The organism is Actinomadura sp. NTSP31, from assembly GCF_041951385.1.
GTDB lineage: Bacteria > Actinomycetota > Actinomycetes > Streptosporangiales > Streptosporangiaceae > Spirillospora > Spirillospora napierensis.
In genome coordinates, this window is the sequence record NZ_JBGNUT010000005.1 from 305,048 (window position 1) to 321,864 (window position 16,817).

Annotated in this window: 17 protein-coding genes; 4 read left to right on the forward strand and 13 right to left on the reverse strand. The window is 71.4% G+C overall.

Annotated elements, in window-relative coordinates; translation table 11 throughout:
• The first annotated feature begins 2 nt into the window (after positions 1-2).
• The gene (locus ACA514_RS11075) at positions 3-680 is read left to right on the forward strand and encodes a uracil-DNA glycosylase (protein ID WP_375040966.1); all 678 of its coding nucleotides are present in this window, start codon (positions 3-5) and stop codon (positions 678-680) included.
• On the opposite strand, the gene ACA514_RS11080 is transcribed toward ACA514_RS11075, so the two are convergent.
• On the reverse strand, positions 677-1,528 hold the full coding sequence (locus ACA514_RS11080) for a hypothetical protein (protein ID WP_375040967.1): 852 nt from the start codon (positions 1,526-1,528) through the stop codon (positions 677-679). The two genes, ACA514_RS11075 and ACA514_RS11080, sit on opposite strands and share 4 nt — an antisense overlap.
• A gap of 130 nt (positions 1,529-1,658) precedes the next feature.
• On the opposite strand from ACA514_RS11080, the gene ACA514_RS11085 reads away from it, so the two are divergent.
• Complete coding sequence (locus tag ACA514_RS11085; RefSeq protein ID WP_375040968.1) at positions 1,659-2,444, forward strand: lysophospholipid acyltransferase family protein; 786 nt, start codon at positions 1,659-1,661, stop codon at positions 2,442-2,444.
• 72 nt (positions 2,445-2,516) lie between these two features.
• A complete protein-coding gene (locus ACA514_RS11090) occupies positions 2,517-3,677 on the forward strand; it encodes a DUF5925 domain-containing protein (RefSeq protein WP_375040969.1) in 1,161 nt (386 codons plus the stop codon).
• 13 nt (positions 3,678-3,690) lie between these two features.
• On the opposite strand, the gene ACA514_RS11095 is transcribed toward ACA514_RS11090, so the two are convergent.
• Positions 3,691-4,872, reverse strand: coding sequence for a trans-sulfuration enzyme family protein (locus tag ACA514_RS11095; protein WP_375040970.1), 1,182 nt, complete (start codon positions 4,870-4,872; stop codon positions 3,691-3,693).
• Between the two features lie 339 nt (positions 4,873-5,211).
• The gene (locus ACA514_RS11100) at positions 5,212-6,015 is read right to left on the reverse strand and encodes a DUF2470 domain-containing protein (RefSeq protein ID WP_375040971.1); all 804 of its coding nucleotides are present in this window, start codon (positions 6,013-6,015) and stop codon (positions 5,212-5,214) included.
• Positions 6,016-6,079: 64 nt separating this feature from the next.
• Between ACA514_RS11100 and rpsD the strand changes: the two genes are divergently transcribed.
• A complete protein-coding gene (rpsD, locus tag ACA514_RS11105; RefSeq protein ID WP_375040972.1) occupies positions 6,080-6,685 on the forward strand; it encodes a 30S ribosomal protein S4 in 606 nt (201 codons plus the stop codon).
• 27 nt (positions 6,686-6,712) lie between these two features.
• Here the strand turns inward: rpsD and ACA514_RS11110 are convergent, their stop codons facing one another.
• The 10 genes from ACA514_RS11110 to ACA514_RS11155 form a co-directional block, all read right to left on the reverse strand.
• Positions 6,713-7,204, reverse strand: coding sequence for a MarR family winged helix-turn-helix transcriptional regulator (locus tag ACA514_RS11110; RefSeq protein WP_344278549.1), 492 nt, complete (start codon positions 7,202-7,204; stop codon positions 6,713-6,715).
• Between the two features lie 99 nt (positions 7,205-7,303).
• Entirely contained in the window at positions 7,304-8,413 is a 1,110-nt protein-coding gene (locus ACA514_RS11115) for a hypothetical protein (protein WP_375040973.1), read from the reverse strand.
• A 25-nt stretch (positions 8,414-8,438) separates the two neighbouring features.
• Positions 8,439-9,740 carry an MCE family protein gene (locus ACA514_RS11120; protein WP_375040974.1) on the reverse strand — a complete coding sequence of 434 codons (1,302 nt, stop codon included), beginning with the start codon at positions 9,738-9,740 and terminating at the stop codon, positions 8,439-8,441.
• On the reverse strand, positions 9,737-10,831 hold the full coding sequence (locus ACA514_RS11125; RefSeq protein ID WP_375040975.1) for an MCE family protein: 1,095 nt from the start codon (positions 10,829-10,831) through the stop codon (positions 9,737-9,739). Before ACA514_RS11125 ends, ACA514_RS11120 begins: the two co-directional genes overlap by 4 nt.
• The gene (locus ACA514_RS11130) at positions 10,831-11,877 is read right to left on the reverse strand and encodes an MCE family protein (RefSeq protein WP_375040976.1); all 1,047 of its coding nucleotides are present in this window, start codon (positions 11,875-11,877) and stop codon (positions 10,831-10,833) included. Before ACA514_RS11130 ends, ACA514_RS11125 begins: the two co-directional genes overlap by 1 nt.
• A complete protein-coding gene (locus ACA514_RS11135) occupies positions 11,877-12,908 on the reverse strand; it encodes an MlaD family protein (protein WP_375040977.1) in 1,032 nt (343 codons plus the stop codon). The genes ACA514_RS11130 and ACA514_RS11135 overlap by 1 nt, the downstream gene beginning before the upstream one ends.
• On the reverse strand, positions 12,908-13,984 hold the full coding sequence (locus ACA514_RS11140) for an MCE family protein (RefSeq protein ID WP_375040978.1): 1,077 nt from the start codon (positions 13,982-13,984) through the stop codon (positions 12,908-12,910). Before ACA514_RS11140 ends, ACA514_RS11135 begins: the two co-directional genes overlap by 1 nt.
• Positions 13,981-15,045 (reverse strand): MCE family protein, encoded by a 1,065-nt coding sequence (locus ACA514_RS11145; RefSeq protein ID WP_375040979.1) that lies wholly within the window; start codon positions 15,043-15,045, stop codon positions 13,981-13,983. Before ACA514_RS11145 ends, ACA514_RS11140 begins: the two co-directional genes overlap by 4 nt.
• Positions 15,042-15,896, reverse strand: coding sequence for an ABC transporter permease (locus ACA514_RS11150; protein ID WP_375040980.1), 855 nt, complete (start codon positions 15,894-15,896; stop codon positions 15,042-15,044). Before ACA514_RS11150 ends, ACA514_RS11145 begins: the two co-directional genes overlap by 4 nt.
• Positions 15,896-16,699 carry an MlaE family ABC transporter permease gene (locus ACA514_RS11155; RefSeq protein WP_375040981.1) on the reverse strand — a complete coding sequence of 268 codons (804 nt, stop codon included), beginning with the start codon at positions 16,697-16,699 and terminating at the stop codon, positions 15,896-15,898. The genes ACA514_RS11150 and ACA514_RS11155 overlap by 1 nt, the downstream gene beginning before the upstream one ends.
• Positions 16,700-16,817: the final 118 nt, after the last annotated feature.

Consider the following 16,817-nt stretch of genomic DNA (forward strand, 5'->3'; position numbering starts at 1 on the left):
CCATGACGGCACGCCCCCTCACCGAGATCGTCGAAGCCGGCTGGGCGCAGGCCCTCGCCCCCGTCGCCGGGACGATCGCGGCGGCCGGCGACTGGCTGCGCGCCGAGGTCGCCGCGGGCCGCCGCTACCTGCCCGCCGGGAACCTGATCCTGCGCGCCTTCACCCAGCCGTTCGACGAGGTCCGCGTGCTGATCGTCGGTCAGGACCCCTACCCTACCCCGGGCCACCCGGTCGGCCTCAGCTTCTCCGTCGCGCCCGACGTCCGGCCGCTGCCCGCCAGCCTCGTCAACATCTTCCGCGAGTACTGCGACGACCTCGGCCACCCCGAACCGTCCAACGGCGACCTGACCCCCTGGGCCGAGCGCGGCGTCCTGCTGCTCAACAGGTCCCTCACCGTCATGCCGGGAAAGCCGAACTCGCACCGCGACAAGGGCTGGGAGCAGGTCACCGACCAGGCCATCCGCGCCCTCGCCGCCCGCGGCGGCCCGCTGGTCGCCATCCTGTGGGGACGCCAGGCGCAGAGCCTCAAGCCCCTGCTCGGCGACGTCCCGTGCATCGAGTCGCCGCACCCGAGCCCGTACTCGGCCAACGGCGGCTTCTTCGGCTCCCGCCCCTTCTCCCGCGCCAACCAGCTCCTGGAGCGGCAGGGCGCCGCCCCCGTCGACTGGAAACTCCCCTAATCCAGCCGGCGCAGGAGGGTCGCGAACTCGCCGGTGCCCTCGGTGGGGGCGTCGGCGGGCAGGGGGGTCAGGCGGCGCTCGCCGTGGCTCCAGTAGACGCCGGGCGCGCACGGGTCGTCGGCGGCGGCGTGCATCTCGCGGACGACGTCGGCGAAGACGGGGAGCACCTCGCGGACGGCCGTGGAGGTGATCGGGTACAGCAGCAGCGTGCTGTGGCACGGGACGCCGACCAGCGCGCCGTGCTCGTTCGGCCCCGGGAGGAACTGGTCGACCTCGCTGAGCAGCGCCGACACGTACCGGCTGCCGGGCTTGGTCACCACCCGGACGTCGCGTCCGGGCAGCAGCGGCTGGTCGTGCACGGCGACGTCCGACAGCTCGCGGTCGTGGGTGTTCGTCATCACGTAGCCGAGCTTGTGCAGCCCGAGCAGGCCGGCGCGGGCCTTGGTCAGCGGGCCGCCGTAGCGCGGGTGCTCGATCATCACCATCGCGTCGAAGTGGTCCCCGGCGGGGACGACGACGAGGCCCTCGCGGTCGCGCGGCGCGAGCTTCGGCACGATCCGCAGCCGCAGCAGCTCGCGGACGTCGCCGAACAGCTCCATCTCGCCCACGGCGAGGAACGCGCGGTCACCGACCTCGCGGACCCACTCGCCCACCACCTGCGGCCATACCGAGCGCGGCGCGCGGGAGCAGCGCTCCAGCACCGTCCAGCTGGAGGCGCGCGCCTCGGACCGGCCGAGCGGCAGCACCACCTCCGACGTCCCGGAGTCGAACCAGGCGCTGGGCGCCAGCGCCGGGAGCACGTCGCGGATGAGCGCGTGCACGTCCGCCGCCGTGTCCAACGGTTCCATGCTCATCCCCCTTCACCATCGGCGGATCACGTCACACCCCACCTTCTCAGAGTTCCGGCCGCTTGTGGGATCCATCGCGATCCCGGCGCCGCACTCGCTGATCATGGCGTCCCTCAAGTACGGTGCTGACATGTCCGAACGCGTGTACCCGCCAGTGATCAAGACGGCCCTCGGCGTGTTCAAGGCCCTGAACATCAAGTTCCGGCTGGAGGGGACCGAGCACATCCCCGGCACCGGCGGTGCCGTGCTCGTCAGCAACCACGTCAGCTACCTCGACTTCATCTTCGCCGGCGTGGCCGCGCACCCGGCCGGGCGGCTGGTGCGGTTCATGGCGAAGAAGGAGATCTTCGACAACCGGATCGCCGGGCCGCTGATGCGCGGCATGAAGCACATCCCGGTCGACCGGGAGGCGGGCGCCTCCTCGTACGCGGCGGCGCTGAAGGCGCTGCGCGGCGGCGAGATCGTCGGGGTGTTCGCGGAGGCGACGATCAGCCGGTCGTTCACCGTGAAGGACATCAAGAGCGGCGCGGTGCGGATGGCGGTGGCGTCCAAGACCCCGCTGATCCCGGTCGCGATCTGGGGCCCGCAGCGGATGTGGACCAAGGGCCGCAAGCGCCGGCTGCTGCAGCGCAACGTCCCGGTGACGATCCTCATCGGCGAGCCCATGCACCCCAAGCGCGGCGACGACTACGACCAGGTCACCGAGGAGCTGCGCGCCCGCATCTCGGAGCTGCTGGAGAAGGCGCAGCGCGAGTACCCGGACGCCCCGAAGCCGGGCGAGAAGTGGTGGCAGCCCGCCTACCTGGGCGGCACCGCGCCGACGCCGGAGGAGGCCGAGAAGCTCGACTTCCAGGAGGCGGAGGCCCGCAGGGCGGCCCGGCTGGAGCGCGAGGCGCGCGAGGGCGGCGACGCCTGAGCAGGCCGCAGGAGCAGGCCGCGTTCCTAAATCGGTGGACGCGTCCGCCCGACACGTCCGATGATCAATGACATGACCATGTCGCAGGAGAGCGCGCAGGACGTCCTGCACCTCGTCGGGCCCGGCGAGAACGCGACCGATCCGGGGCCCGAGTCGACGCTGCCCGTGGTCTTCAACCTCAGCGACAACAACTCCCCCGCCGACGTGATGGACGTGCTGTCGCTGCGCCCGTTCGCGTCCGGCGAGCAGCCCTGGTCGCGGTCGGCGCGGCTGGACCACGTCCGCCCGGAGGCGCCGCTGCGCCCGGACGGCGCGCGCCTCGTGCGGGTCGCCCGCGAGAAGGGCAAGGAGTCGGTGCTGGCCGAGGGCGACGGCTGGACGCTGCTGACGAACCGGTGGAAGAACGGCAGCGCCTACCTCGCGGTGTCGGCGGTCTCCGACGAACTGGCCGAGTCGGTCCTGGACGCGTCGGTGAAGGACGCGACGGACCCGCCGAAGACCGACGAGACCAGCGTCGAGATGGGCTTCTGGCACATGGGCATGCACGGCCCGTCCCGCGACGAGCGCGCGATCTCCGCCGACGCGTGGGAGGACATCCGCGGCAACTACACCGGCGCGGTCGCCGAGGCGCTCGACCAGGTGATGGGCCTGACCCGCGAGCAGGTGGCGGGCCGGCTCCTGCTGCTGCACGGCCCGCCCGGCACCGGCAAGACGACGGCGCTGCGCGCGCTGGCGCGGGCGTGGGGCGAGTGGTGCCAGGCCGACTGCGTGCTCGACCCGGAGGCGCTGTTCGGCACGCCCAGCTACCTGATGGAGGTCGCGGTCGGCGACGACGAGGACGAGAACCGCCGCTGGCGGCTGCTCATCCTGGAGGACTGCGACGAGCTGATCCGCGGCGAGGCCAAGCAGTCGACGGGCCAGGGCCTGTCGCGGCTGCTGAACCTCACCGACGGGATGCTCGGGCAGGGCCGGGACGTGCTGGTGGCCATCACCACCAACGAGGACCTGGCGATGCTGCACCCGGCGGTGGTGCGGCCGGGCCGCTGCCTCGCGCAGATCGAGGTGGGCCGGCTGACCCGCGAGGAGTCGGTGGCGTGGCTGGACGGCGCGGACGCCGCGGCCGAGATCGGCCCGGACGGCGCCACCCTCGCCGAGCTCGTCGCGCTCCGCAAGGGCGAGCGCCGCCTCGAGACCCACGCCGCGCCCGCCACGGCCACCGGCTTCTACCTCTGACGCCTCCCGCCGGTCAGGTGGCCTTGGCGAGGGCCTGCTCGATGTCCTGCCAGAGGTCGTCGGGGTGTTCGAGGCCGACGGCCAGGCGGACGGTGCCCTCGCCGATGCCCGCGGCGGCGAGGGACGCCGCGTCCATCTGGCGGTGGGACGTGCTCGCGGGGTGCATGACGAGCGTGCCGGTGTCGCCGAGCGACGGGCTGAGCGACACCAGCCGCACCGTCTCGCTGAACACGCGCCCGGCCTCGCGTCCGCCGGCCAGCTCGAACGACAGGACGCCGCCGGCGCCGTCCGGCAGCAGCCGGCGGGCGGTCTCGTGCTGCGGGTGGTCGATGAGGCCCGGGTAGTGGACGCGGTCGACGGACGGGTGCGCGGCGAGGCGGCGCGCGATGTCGAGGGCGGTCGCGCTGTGCCGGGCGATCCGCATCGGCAGGGTCGCGAGCCCGCGCAGCGTCAGCCAGGCGGCGAACGGGTCGGCGATGGAGCCGAGTTCGACGGCGTGGTCCCAGACGCGGCGGTGCACGTCCGGGTCGGCGAACACCGCGGCGCCGCCCATGACGTCGCCGTGCCCGCTGATGTACTTGGTGACGGAGTGGACGACGATGTCCGCGCCGTGCTCGACGGGCCTGCACAGCAGCGGCGCGAAGGTGTTGTCGACGACGGTGAGCACGCCCGTGCCCCGGACGGCCCCGGTGAAGGCCGGGATGGCGGTGACGTGCGTGGTCGGGTTCGCGATCGTCTCGAGGTAGAGCAGGCGGGTGTTCGGGCGCAGCGCCCGCCGCACCTCCTCCGGGTCGTCGCCGGGGATGTGGGTCAGCTCGACGCCCCACCGGTCGGCCAGGTCGTGCAGCAGCGCGTAGGTCCCGCCGTACAGCGACGACTGCGCGATCACGTGGTCGCCGGACTTCAGCAGCGCCATCAGGACGGCGTTGATCGCGCCCATCCCGGCGGCGGTGGCGAGGGCTCCGGCGCCGCCCTCCAGTTCGGCGAGGGACTGCTCGAGGGAGCGGACGGTCGGGTTGCTCATCCGCCCGTACAGGAACGCCTGGCCGGGGCCCTCGAAGGCGGCGGCGAGGTCGGCGGCCCCGTCGAAGGCGAACAGGTGGCCCTGGAAGATCGGCTGGCCGAGCGGGCGGCTGCCGGCCGGCGTGACGACGGGCGGGTGGACGGCGCGGGTCTGCGGGTCGTGTCCGGTCATGGTTCCAGCCTGCGGTGCGGCGGCGGCCGGCGGCAGAGCCAATCGCGGGCAGTGGCCTGGTGCCGGTTTCGACCAGTGGTCCGGACCACGCCCCCGGCCTGCGCTCCGCGGCGCCGGACCACCGGCCCGGCCGGGGCCGCCGGCGTCCCGCCGTCCGGTGCGTTTCCCGTCCGCCGGCTCACCCACCCCGCGAGGGTGAGCCGGCGGCCGAGGCGTCCCGGACGGGCGACGGCCGGCGTCCCGCGGCCGGAGACCCGAGCATGTCCCGGCGGGGCGGGTCCGCGCCATCCGGGGGATCACTGCCAACTCGCCGGAGATTTCGCATTCGTCCCGTACGGGCTACGGGGTCGCGTGCGCGAACAGGTGCCGGTACACCCGGCGCAGGCCGGGGAGATCACTGACAGGCTCGCCGAACGCCAGCCGCAGGTCGAACGTGCCGCCCTCCTCCGGCGACGGCGCGGAGCAGCGCAGCCACATTCCGTACCGGTCCAGCCCGAGCGGCCGGACCTCCGGCAGGGCGTCCGGATCGCCGGACGGGGACGCCGACACCGGCAGCAGGCCCTTCAGTTCGTCGCGGTGGCAGGAGTCCAGATGGGTCAGGATGCCCGCGCCGATGGCGACGAACGGGTCCGGCGCGGCGGCGGCGTACTCCTCGGGTTCGAGCGTCGCGCCGCCCCAGGCGTCCTCGATCTCGACCTGCGCGACGTCCAGTGTGAGCACCGTCCACGCGCCGTCGCCCGCCGGCTGCCCGGCGGCGAGGTCGAGCAGTTCCGGACGCGGGTGGGGGCGCGCGAGCCGCAGCGCGGCGTCCCGCAGCCCGGCCGGCGGGAGCTCGGACAGCCAGCCGTGCAGCCAGGCCCGGCCGCGCACCCGGTCGGCGAGCGGGACCGGCGCGACGTCGCAGATCCGCAGCGTGGCGGGCAGGTCCTCCTCCCCCTCCAGCGCCTTGACCAGCGCCGACCCCTTCGGCAGGAGCAGCAGCGGGCGCCCGTCGAGGTCCGCGGTGTACGCCGGGACGGGCGTGTGCGGGACGCCCGGCACGGCGAGGCCGCCGTCGCCCGTGCCGTAGGCGAGCGTCCGCGCCCGTTCCGCCGCCGTGGGCCCGTCCACCCGCGTCCCCGTCGTGTCCGCTCGCCCCACCATGGCCTCCTTGACGTACTAGGTTAGGCTTGCCTAACTAAGGCTTACCTAACCACTGAGGAGCGCGATGAACAACCCCCGCCCCAAGGTCCGCCTCTCCCGGGCCCTCGGCATCCCCCTGACGCCCAAGTCCGTCAAGTACTTCGAGGCCCGCCCCTACCCGCCCGGCATGCACGGCCGCGCCCGCAAGCAGGAGACCGACTACAAGGTCCGGCTCCGCGAGAAGCAGCGGCTGCGCGCGCAGTACAACATCCGCGAGGCCCAGCTCAGCAACGCCTTCGCCAAGGCCGCCAAGGCCGGCGGCAAGACCGGCGAGGCCCTCCTCGTCGACCTCGAACGCCGGCTGGACGCGCTCGTCCTGCGCGCCGGCTTCGCCCGCACCATCTACCAGGCCCGCCAGTTCGTCGTGCACCGCCACATCCTGGTGAACGGCCGCCGCGTCGACCGCCCGTCCTTCCGCCTGCGCCCCGGCGACGTCATCACGGTCGCCGAGCGCAGCCGCGCGATGGACGCCTTCCGGATCGCCGCCGCCGGCGGCCACACCGACTCCGTGCCGCCCTACCTCGAGGTCCGCCACGACGCCCTCGCCGCGCGGCTCACCCGCCTCCCCGAACGCCCCGAGATCCCCGTCGTCTGCGATGAACAACTGGTCGTCGAGCACTACTCACGGTGACTCCCGGGGGCCGACCCCCTGGGAGACTCAGCGGAGGTCGCCCAGTTCTTTGCGGGCGGTGGTGCGGAGGGTGCGGAGGGCCGCGACCAGGTGGTGGCGCTGGTCGTCGGTGAGGGGCGCGGCGAAGTGCGCGCGCAGCGTCTCGGCGTGCACGCGCAGCGCCTCGTCGAGCTTGGCGCGGCCCGCGTCGGTCAGCTCCACGAGATGCCGGCGGCGGTCGCCGGCGGCGGCGCGGCGCCGCACGAGGCCGGCCTCCTGCATCCGGTCGACCAGCCGGGTCATGCCGCCGCTGGTGAGGATCAGCTCACCGGCCAGCCCGCCCATGTCGGGGCAGTCGGCGCCGGCGTCCGACAGCCGCAGCAGCACCTCGAACACCGCGTGCCGGATGCCGCAGCGGCGCTCCAGCTCGCGGCCCGCGATGCGCTCCAGCAGGGCCGCGGCGGACAGCAGCGCGCCGAACTCGTGGATCACCTCGTCGGGCACCCGCGTGCCGCCGCCCGAGACCGTACGCTCCGTCACCGTCGACATTCTGCCCGCCCCCTCCGACACTTCCGCACAACGCGCCGCGCCCCGCACGGCTTCCACCGTGCGGGGCGCGGATCGCGGCGAGCGCCGGACCTACGGCTTGCCGGTCTTGCTCGGGCTCGTGCTCGGCGACGGCGACGCGGCACTGCTGCCGGGGACCAGGCCGTTGCCGGTCTGGTTCTGGTTGTCGTCGTTGACGCCGGACGGGTACTGCTTGGTGACCTTCCACTTGCCGCCGATCTTGGCGAGGGCGAGGCGCAGCAGCGTGGCCGGCTGGCTCACCTGCCCGTCCTTGGTCTGCAGGCCGATGTCGACCATGACGACCACCGTGGCGAACTTGTTGCTCACGCTGCCGACGAAGGCGTCGCTGCTCTTGGACGACATCCCGACCTTCGCGTCGGCCTTGAACGCGGCGGTGAGGCCCGGCAGCGTGGACTGCTTGAAGCTGTCGAGCAGGTCGCCCGCCATCAGCTTCTCGGCCTTGGCCGCCTGCGCCTGGTAGTTCGTCGCGTTGTAGTTGAACGCCACGTCGCCGTACTGGAGCGCGACCTTGGACACCGCGGCCCGGTCGTCCTTGTCCGACGCCAGGCCGCTCGCCCGCCTCCACTGCCAGATCGCGAGGCTCGCCAGCAGCGCCACCACGAGGACCGTCGCGATGACGCGGCCGAGGGCGGGCCCCTCGGCGCGCTCCTTCGGCGACCGGACGGGGGTGTAGGAGAACGGGCCCACCTTGCGGACGGGTCCGGCCGGGACCTCCGCGGCGGCCTTCGCCGGGGGCTCCAGCCGCTCGGGACGGGGCTTCGCCGCCGCGGCGGGCCGGGCCGGGGACGCCTTCGCCGCGGGCTTGGCCGTCTTGACCGCCTTGGCCGGGCGGGCCGGGGGCTCCTCGTCCTCGTCCGCGTCCTCCTCGGCCTCGATCGCCTCCAGGACGTCCTCGAGGTCGTCATCGTCGTCGATGACCTCGATGACCCGGACCCGCCGCTTGCGCTTGGGCTTGGCGGCGGCCGGCCGTTCCGCGGCCCCGGACGCCTCCTCCGGCCCGGACGCCTCGGACTCATCGACCGCCGGGGCCGCCTCCTCCTCGACCGCCTCGTCGACCGCCTCGTCCTGCGCGGACGCGACCGCCTCGACCTCGTCGGCCTCGTCGGCCGGGTCGCGGTCCCGGGCGGCGTCCGCGGCTTCCTTGGTGGTCTTGGCTGTCACTTCGGTACTCCTACGGGGATTGGGGTCAGTCCTTGCCGCGGCGGCGAAGCCGGGACAGGCGGGACACCACGGGCACCGAGCCCATCATGACCCTGATCAGCACCATCAGTGCCAGAACCGGGGGAATGTACACTAGCCAAACCGGCGGCCCACCAGAAGAGTCCTTGCCGCCGTTCGCGGCGTTGCGGGCCTTCAGCGGCTTGTCGAGCGCGGGATCGTGGGTGGGGATCACGTCGCCCGGGTTCTTCGCCCGGTAGGTGTTCTGCTTGACGCCCAGCGCGGGCGTCCGGCCCCCGGCGCAGGTCGGCACCTTGGCCAGCTGCGGCTGCGGCAGCGGGTACTTGTACTCCAGCGCCGCCTGGTGCTTCAGCGTGATCTCGAAGATGACGTTCAGCACGGGCTTGCCCTGGTCCAGCCCGATCACGTTGTCCAGGACGGTCTTCAGCTGCGGCGCGACCGCCAGCGTGGTCTTCAGGTCCGACAGGTAGTTCGGGTTGTAGGCGGAGATGCCCCAGTTGCCGAGCGTGTCCACCGTGCACTCGAAGTTCGGGCCCATCTCGTCCAGCAGGCCGTTCACCGTGGACAGCAGGCCGGGGCCGGTGTCGCGCAGCTCGGCGAGCTGGCCGCGCATCTGGGCGAGCGCCGAGGTCAGGGCCGCGACGTTGTCGATGCCGGCGCCGAGCGCCCCGCGGTTGTCGTTCAGCACGCTGGTGATCTTGCCGAGGTCCTTGGTCAGCCCGTCCAGCAGCTCGGTGTTCTGCGCGAACGTCTGGGTGAGCTGGTCGCCGCCGTTGACGATCTGGCGGATGGAGTCCTCGCGGCCCGCCAGCCCCTCCGACAGCTCGTGGGTGAGCACCTTCGCGTCGTCGGGGTTGATGGCGTCCAGGGATTTGATGACCGCGCCGAACAGGTCGCTGTACTTCGGCGGGACCTTCGTCTGCGACACCGGGATGACGGTGCCGGGCCGCATCGGCGCCGCGCTCGCCTGCCCGGGGCCGGGGGTCAGCTCGACCACCGGCTCGCCGACCGCGGACTTGCGGGCCGCCGCCGCGGTGACGCCGCGCGGGATCTTCACCCCGCGCTCCATGTCGAGCCGGACGACGACCTTGGTCTTGCGCAGCTTCACCGAGTCGATCTTGCCGACCCGCAGGCCGAGGTAGTCGACCTCGAAGCCCGGGTGCAGGCCCGGCGACGACTCGAACTCGACCGTGATGTGGTACGGCCGCTCGATGAAGTCGAAGTGCACCACGTTCCGGAACGCCCACAGGGCCATGATCACGGCCAGGGCGCCGAACACCGCCAGGTTGATCGTGATTCGCCTGGTCATTGCCGCCCCTGCAGGATCTTGTCGAGGTCCGGGAACGCGGTCCTGAACTGCTTGGGCAGCTCGGTGCCGCCCGTGCCGCCGGTTCCGCCCGCGCCGCCCGACGCCTTGGTCTTCTTCTTCGCGGGCTGGTCGCCGCCGAGCACGGGCGTCCCGTCCGGCCAGACGATGTTCAGCAGCGGGTACAGCAGCAGCTGGCCGTCGTAGCTGGCCTTCGGCAGCTTGTCGCTGAAGGTGACCAGCCCGTTGACCAGGTTCGTCAGCCGGGTCCGGTTGTTGCCGAGCTGCGCGAGGACGGGGTCGAGGTCGTCCAGCAGCTTGCGGAACCGGGCGACCCGCCCCTCCAGCACCTTGTCGTTCAGCTGGCGGGCGGCCTCGGTCAGCGTGGCGACCGTCTTGAGGATCTTGTGCTTGTCCTCGTCGAGCAGCCGGGTGGTGCGCTCCAGCTGGACCGGCGCCTCGCTCAGCGCGTCGTCCCCGGCGGCCAGCGACCGGCCGAGCCTCGCGAGGTGGTCGACCGACTCGCCGAGCTGGACGCGCTGGTCGGCGACCAGCTTCAGCAGGCTCGTCGCCTTGGCGATCGTGGTGTTGAGCCTGGTGCCGTTGCCGTCGAGCGCGGTGGCGCCGGCGTTGACCACCGTCGCCACGTCGTTGCCGGCGAGCGCCTGCACCAGCGGGCCGGCCTGCCCGACGACCTGCTCGAACGCCGGCTGCACGCTGGTCTGCCCGATCGCCGCGTGGTTCGCCAGGAACGGGCCGCGGTCCATGCTGCCGCCCGGCGGCATCCGCAGTTCGACGAAGTTCTCGCCGAGCAGCGACGTCACCTTGATCTCGGCGCTGGTGCCCTGCGGGATCCGGATCCCGTCCTTGATGGACAGCGTCACCTTGGCGCGGTAGCCGTCCAGCTCCACCTTGGTGACGCTGCCGACCGTGATGTCGGACATCTTCACGCTGTGGCCGGCGACGAGGCCCTGCACGTCGCTGAAGTCGGCCGTGAGCGTGAGGTGCCCCTTCGGCGCGCCGACCGTCTTGTAGTTGCAGCCGGAGACGGCCAGGACCACGGCGAGGACGAGCAAGACGACCTTCCTGCCCATCATTTGCCTCCGTTCTGCCACGGACAGTTGGAGTTGGGCTCGGGCAGCGGGCAGGCGACCTCGTCGGAGTCCATCAGGCCCTTCAGCCAGGTCCGCACGAACGCGTCGGTGGCGAACCGGATGTGCAGCGACTTGTCCTTCTTGCCGTAGCCGCCGATGAGGGCGTCGCTGACGCCCGGCAGCACGTTCAGCAGCTGCGCGAGCTGCTTGGCGTTGCCCTTCAGCACCAGCGCGACGCGGGTCAGGACGGCGAGGTCGTCGGGCAGCTGCCCCTTGTACTTCTGGATCAGCTTGTTGCCGTTCTTCGACAGGTCCAGCACCGCGCTGATCAGCTCCTGGAGGTCGCCGCGCTCGGAGCTGAGCACCTGCGTCGCCTGCCCGAAGTCCTGGATCATGGTGCCGAGCACCTGCTCGCGGCCCCGCACCACCCCGGCCATCCTGCTGAGGTTCTGCGCGACCTCGATCAGGTCCTTGTCCTGCCCGGCGACGTTCTCGACCAGCCGGGCGCTCTGCTCCAGCGTGGCGTTGAACTCCTTGCCGTTGCCATTGACCGAGTCGGCGGCCTTGCCGAGCGCGGTGTGCATCTTCGACGGGTCCAGCGCGTTCGCCAGGTTGGTGAAGGAGTTCAGCGCGTCGTCCACCTCGACCGGGACCGAGGTCCGGTTCTCCGGGATCGTGTTCGAGGTCTCCTTCGGCTGCCCCGGCTTCCACGCCGGGTGCAGCACCAGGTTGCGCTCCCCCACCAGGTTCAGCGGGACGATCGAGGCCTGCACGCCCTGCGGCAGCGGGACGTCCCGGTCGATGTGGAACGTCACCTTGATCCTGTCACCCTGCTTCTCGACCGTGTCGACCCGGCCGACGTCGGTGCCCATCACCAGGACCTTCGACTCGGGGTAGAACGAGCGCGCCTTCGGCACGTAGACGGTCATCTCGCGCTTCCCGCCGGACGGGCCGAGCGAGCAGCCGCCGAGCGCGGCGGCCAGCACCAGCGCGACCGCGGCGGCGACCGGCCTGGTCGTCCGGGGGACCCGGGTGAGCCGGCCCATCAGTTGCCTCCCTCTCCGGCGGGGGACCGCCGCGTGGAGATCGGGCCGGGCGGCTGGATCGGCCCGAGCCCGGTGAGCACGCCCTCGATCCAGGGCCCGTTGCCCTTGAGGTTGGCGACCTGCTGGAACGTCGGGCCGAGCAGCGAGAAGTCGGTGTTCAGCGCGTCCATGTTGGGGGCCAGCCGGGTCGTCAGCAGGTGCAGGTTGTCCAGCAGCGTGTCCAGCTTCTTCTGGTTCCTGGAGATGACGTTGTCGAGGGTGCGCACGGTCCGGCTGCCCTGCCCGATCGTGGCGGCCAGCTCGTTGCGCCGGTTCACCAGCGACTGCAGCAGCACCTGGCTCGCGTCGATGATCTGCCGGAGCTTGTCGTCCTTGGCCGCGAGCGTGCCGGTGATGGTCTTGCTCGCCTCGATCAGGTTCTGGATCTGCGGGTAGGAGTCGTTGAGCGTGCGCGACAGGTCCTGGATGTTCGCCAGGATCCGGTGCAGCTTCGCCGCGCCCGGCGACTTGATCGCCGACACCTCCGTGAGCAGCTTCGTCATGCTCTTCTCGTCGAGCTTGCCGACGATGTTCTGGGTGTTCTCCAGCGCCTCCGGCACGGTGAACGGGACGCCGGTGTGCTCCAGCGGCACCCGCCGCCGCGACTCCGGCAGGCTCGCCAGGTACGGCTTGGCGACCGGCCCGGACAGCTTCAGGTAGCGGCCGCCGAGCAGCGTCGTCGTCTCGATCTCCGCGCGGGTGTCGCGGCCGAGGTCGATGCCGGCGTTGACGTGCCAGCTGATGACGACCCGGCCGTGCGCGAAGTCCGGCTCCACCGCGGTGACCCGGCCCGCCTTCACCCCGGCGACGCGCACGTCGTCGCCCTTCTTCAGGCCGGCCTGGTCGGAGAAGTAGCCGCTCATCGTGTAGCCCTGGTCGAACAGGTGCAGCTGGCCGATCGCGAACGCGAAGATCAGCGCGACGGCGAGCACCGCGAGCGTGCCGATCGCGACGACCTTCTGGTTGACGTCCCGCAGGGACTTGAGCGCCATCAGCCGCCACTCCCCGTCAGCATCGCCTTGAGCTTGGACAGGTCCTGCTTGGACGGCTCCTTGGTGCCGGGCGCCTTCGGCAGCTGCATCGGGAAGGGGCACGGCCCCTGCACGATGTTCAGGCACAGCGCGTTGGTGCGCAGGAAGTGCCCGCCGTTGGCGGCGGCGAACAGCTCGCGGAGGGTCAGCGGCAGCTGCTGCACCATCTTCTCCAGCTGGTCGACGTTCAGCTGGAAGGTCTCGCTGAACTTGCCGAGGTTGTCGATGATGCGGGCGAGCTGCGCGTCGTTGCCGCCGAGCACCGCGTTCAGGTTGGTGGTGACGCCCGAGATCTGCACGACCGCGTTCTCCAGCAGCTTGCGGTTGGCGGCGAACACGCCGGTCAGCGAGGCCAGGTTGTCGACGCTCGCGGAGATCTGCGAGTCCCGCTTGGCGAGCGCGTCGCTGACCGTCTCGTAGTTGTCGATCATTCCCTTGATGGTGTCGCGGCGGGCCTCGAAGGTCTTCAGCAGCACGTCGAGGTTGTCGGTCAGCAGCGAGATGTTCTGCTCGTTGCCGTCCAGCGCCTGCGAGAAGGCGAAGAGGATCTTGTTGATCTGGTTCGGGTCCAGGCTCTGGGTGAGCGGGCCGAGGTTGTTGAGGATCTCGCCGAGGTCCACCACCGACCGGGTGTGCGGCACCCGGTCGCCGTTGCCGAGCTTCGCGGACTCGGTGCCCGGCTCCAGGTAGATGACGCGCTGGCCCATCACGTTGCGCCAGCGGACGGCGGCGGTGGAGTCGGCGGGCAGCCGGACGTCCTTGTCGACCGCCATCCCGACGACGGCCTTGCCGCGCACCACCTTGATGCTCTTCACCTGGCCGACCGGCGTCCCCGCCACCTTCACCTCGTCGCCGGTGAGCAGGCCGGTGACGTCGTCGAACGTCGCGGTCAGCTTGTAGCGGGAGGCGAAGCTGGTGCCGAGGATCTGCTGCCCGATGTAGAAGGTCAGCAGCACGGTCACGATGAGGAAGACCAGGAACTTCAGGATCGTGGCGTAGTCGGGGCCGCGGGCGGTCCTGCCGAGCAGCGGGCTCATGGCCGCCCTCCCGCCGTCGTCTTCGTCTTGCCCTTCGGCAGGAACGGGTCGGTGGTGCACACGTCGATGAAGATCTGGCACAGGTCGAGGGAGAGGGCCTCCTTGGCCTGCGCGATCGTGGTGCCCTCCGGGCCCGGGATCCGGATGATCTTGGAGAGCAGGGCGAAGAACCCGTTCAGGCTGTCCATCAGCACCGGCAGCTTGTCGTTCTCGGAGCGCACCGTCGCGGCGACCCCGCCGACGTTGTCGATGATCTTGCCGAGGTTCGCGCCGTGCCCGCGCATCGTGGTGCCGACCGTGTCGCCCAGCTCGCTCGCCTGCGCCAGCAGCTGGTTGATCTTGTCCGGCTTCTCGTTGATCACCTTCGACAGCGTGTTGAAGTCGCCGGTGAAGCGGGTGACGTTGTCGCCGTGCGCGGCGAGCGTGCCCGACAGCCCGTTGATGTCGTTCAGCAGCGCCCGGATGTACGCCCGGTCCTTGTACGTGGCGTCCACGACCGTCGCCCCGTTCTGGATCAGCCGGCGCGCCGCCGGCCCCTCACCCGACAGCCCGGCGCCGAGGGTGTGCAGGATCGTCTCCACCTCGTCGGGGTTGATCGCCTTGGTGAGGTTGTAGGCGGGCCACGCCGTCTGCGACAGGTCCTGCGGGTCGGTGGTCTTCTCGACCGTCCCGCCGTCCTTCAGGTACGGGCCGCCCACCTCGTGCGCGCCGGGGTTCAGCACCAGGTCCTTCGGCCCGAACACCGAGACCGGCTCGATCGTCGCGCTGGCCGTGTCGGCGACCCGGACGCCCTTGTCGACGCGGATCCGGACGGTGACCCGGCCGTTGCGGTCGAGCTTGAGGTGCTCGACGGTGCCGACCGCGATGCCGCGGATCTTCACGTCGGACTTGCCCGGGTCCAGGCCCTGGCCGGCGGTCCCGAACGTCGCGTCGTAGTACGTCGAGCCCGCGTGGGACGGGGTGCTCCCGATCGCGACGCCGATCGCGGCGGCCGCGATCACACCGGCGCCGACCAGCCCGAACACCGTCCGGGACCGGCTGGAGAGGCTCTCGTCGCTCATCCGGTCAGCCTCACGGTGCTGCCGTGGCCCCAGAAGATGTACGACAGGACCAGGTTCATCAGGATCATCAGGATGGTGGACTCCCGGATGGCACGGCCCGCGGCGACGCCGACGCCGACCGGGCCGCCCGAGGCGTAGTAGCCGCGGTAGCAGTGGATGAACATCACGATGAACGCGAAGATCGCGACCTTGATGACGCTGTAGAACACGTCGATCGGCGGCAGGTAGAGGTGGAAGTAGTAGTCGTAGATGCCGGGCGACAGCCCGAAGTACTGGATCGTGATGAACCGGGTGGCGAAGAACGCCATGAACAGCGACACCAGGTAGAGCGGGACCAGGGCGATGACGCCGGCGGCGACCCGGGTGCACACCAGGTAGGCCAGCGAGTTGATGCCCATGACCTCCAGCGCGTCGATCTCCTCGGAGATCCGCATCGCGCCGATCTCCGCGGTGAAGCCGGTGCCGACCTGCGCGACCAGCGCCACGCCCGCGATGATCGGGGTGACCTCGCGGACGTTGGAGTAGCTCGCGACCAGCCCGGTGAACGCCTCCGCGCCGATGCGCTCCAGCCCGGGATAGCCCTGCAGGCCGACCATCGCGCCGGTGGCCAGCGACATCGTCGCGATGACGAAGATCATGCCGCCGCCGATCACCAGCGCGCCGACGCCCACGGTGATGTCGCTGACCTGCTTGGCCAGCGTCTTGCCGTACTTGCGCCGGATGATGATGTCGAAGAGCAGGTGGTACAGCACCCGGCCGAGGAAGATCGGCAGGTTGGCCGAGGCCGACAGCCCGGCCGTGCGGCCCTTGAAGGCCCGGCCCAGCCTGCGTACGGGGGAAATGGCGACCATCAGAACCTCGGGGGGAAGAGAACCTGGTAGATCATGGTGAGGATGTAGTTCGTCGCGAACACCACGATCGAGGTGACCACCACCGCCCTGTTCACCGCCCGGCCGACGCCGACCGGGCCGTAGTCGCAGTTCATGCCCATGTAGCAGGCGACCGCGGCGGCGATGAATCCGAAGATCCACGCCTTGAACAGGGTGATCATCAGGTCCGAGAACTGCAGCAGGGTCGTCGCGCCGTCGAAGAACGCGCCCGGGCTGACGCCCTGCTGGATGACGTTGAAGTAGTAGCCGCCGAGCACGCCCGCCAGGATCACCACCGAGCAGAGCAGGCCGGACACGGTGCTCGCCGCCCACAGCCGGGGGGTGACCAGCCGGTGGATCGGGTTGATGCCCATGACCTCCATGGCCGCGAGTTCGTCGCGGATGTTGCGGGCGCCCATGTCGGAGGTGATGGCGGACCCGCCGACGCCGGAGACCAGCAGCGCGGCGGCCAGCGGGGCCACCTGCTGGATCATCGCGGCGGTCAGCAGCGCGCCGGTGCCCGACTGGGCGCCGAGCTGCCGGGCGATGTCGCCCACCTGCAGCGAGATGGTCGCGCCGAGCGGCACCGCGATCAGCATCACGGGCACGCTGGTCACCCGGGCGAGGAACCAGCACTGCTCGACGAACTCGCCCCACCACTGCCGCAGGTCCCAGGTGCGGCGCAGCCCCTCCAGGAGGGTCACGCACAGCAGCCCGGTCTCGTCGAGCGCGCGCTCGACCCGTCTGCGTGCCAGGTCCGGGGCCTTCGTCAGGCTCAGGGCCATCAGCCGGTGCCCTCCCCCGCGGGGGGTGCGTGAAGGGTCACTCCAGCCTCCTTCGTTCTCGGACGTCGGCGCCCATCCGATACTCCGGTTCCCTGCCCTACCACGGGGGCGCCGCTGC

Excerpts from the sequence above, each read along its gene's own strand:
- ACA514_RS11120 (WP_375040974.1), bottom strand. The coding sequence starts at position 9,740 with ATGACCAGGCGAATCACGATCAACCTGGCGGTGTTCGGCGCCCTGGCC.
- ACA514_RS11080 (WP_375040967.1), bottom strand. The coding sequence starts at position 1,528 with ATGGAACCGTTGGACACGGCGGCGGACGTGCACGCGCTCATCCGCGAC.
- ACA514_RS11090 (WP_375040969.1), top strand. The coding sequence starts at position 2,517 with ATGACCATGTCGCAGGAGAGCGCGCAGGACGTCCTGCACCTCGTCGGG.
- ACA514_RS11140 (WP_375040978.1), bottom strand. The coding sequence starts at position 13,984 with ATGAGCCCGCTGCTCGGCAGGACCGCCCGCGGCCCCGACTACGCCACG.
- ACA514_RS11075 (WP_375040966.1), top strand. The coding sequence starts at position 3 with ATGACGGCACGCCCCCTCACCGAGATCGTCGAAGCCGGCTGGGCGCAG.
- ACA514_RS11100 (WP_375040971.1), bottom strand. The coding sequence starts at position 6,015 with ATGGTGGGGCGAGCGGACACGACGGGGACGCGGGTGGACGGGCCCACG.
- rpsD (WP_375040972.1), top strand. The coding sequence starts at position 6,080 with ATGAACAACCCCCGCCCCAAGGTCCGCCTCTCCCGGGCCCTCGGCATC.
- ACA514_RS11150 (WP_375040980.1), bottom strand. The coding sequence starts at position 15,896 with ATGGTCGCCATTTCCCCCGTACGCAGGCTGGGCCGGGCCTTCAAGGGC.
- ACA514_RS11095 (WP_375040970.1), bottom strand. The coding sequence starts at position 4,872 with ATGACCGGACACGACCCGCAGACCCGCGCCGTCCACCCGCCCGTCGTC.
- ACA514_RS11085 (WP_375040968.1), top strand. The coding sequence starts at position 1,659 with ATGTCCGAACGCGTGTACCCGCCAGTGATCAAGACGGCCCTCGGCGTG.
- ACA514_RS11135 (WP_375040977.1), bottom strand. The coding sequence starts at position 12,908 with ATGGCGCTCAAGTCCCTGCGGGACGTCAACCAGAAGGTCGTCGCGATC.
- ACA514_RS11145 (WP_375040979.1), bottom strand. The coding sequence starts at position 15,045 with ATGAGCGACGAGAGCCTCTCCAGCCGGTCCCGGACGGTGTTCGGGCTG.
- ACA514_RS11125 (WP_375040975.1), bottom strand. The coding sequence starts at position 10,831 with ATGGGCAGGAAGGTCGTCTTGCTCGTCCTCGCCGTGGTCCTGGCCGTC.
- ACA514_RS11130 (WP_375040976.1), bottom strand. The coding sequence starts at position 11,877 with ATGGGCCGGCTCACCCGGGTCCCCCGGACGACCAGGCCGGTCGCCGCC.
- ACA514_RS11155 (WP_375040981.1), bottom strand. The coding sequence starts at position 16,699 with ATGGCCCTGAGCCTGACGAAGGCCCCGGACCTGGCACGCAGACGGGTC.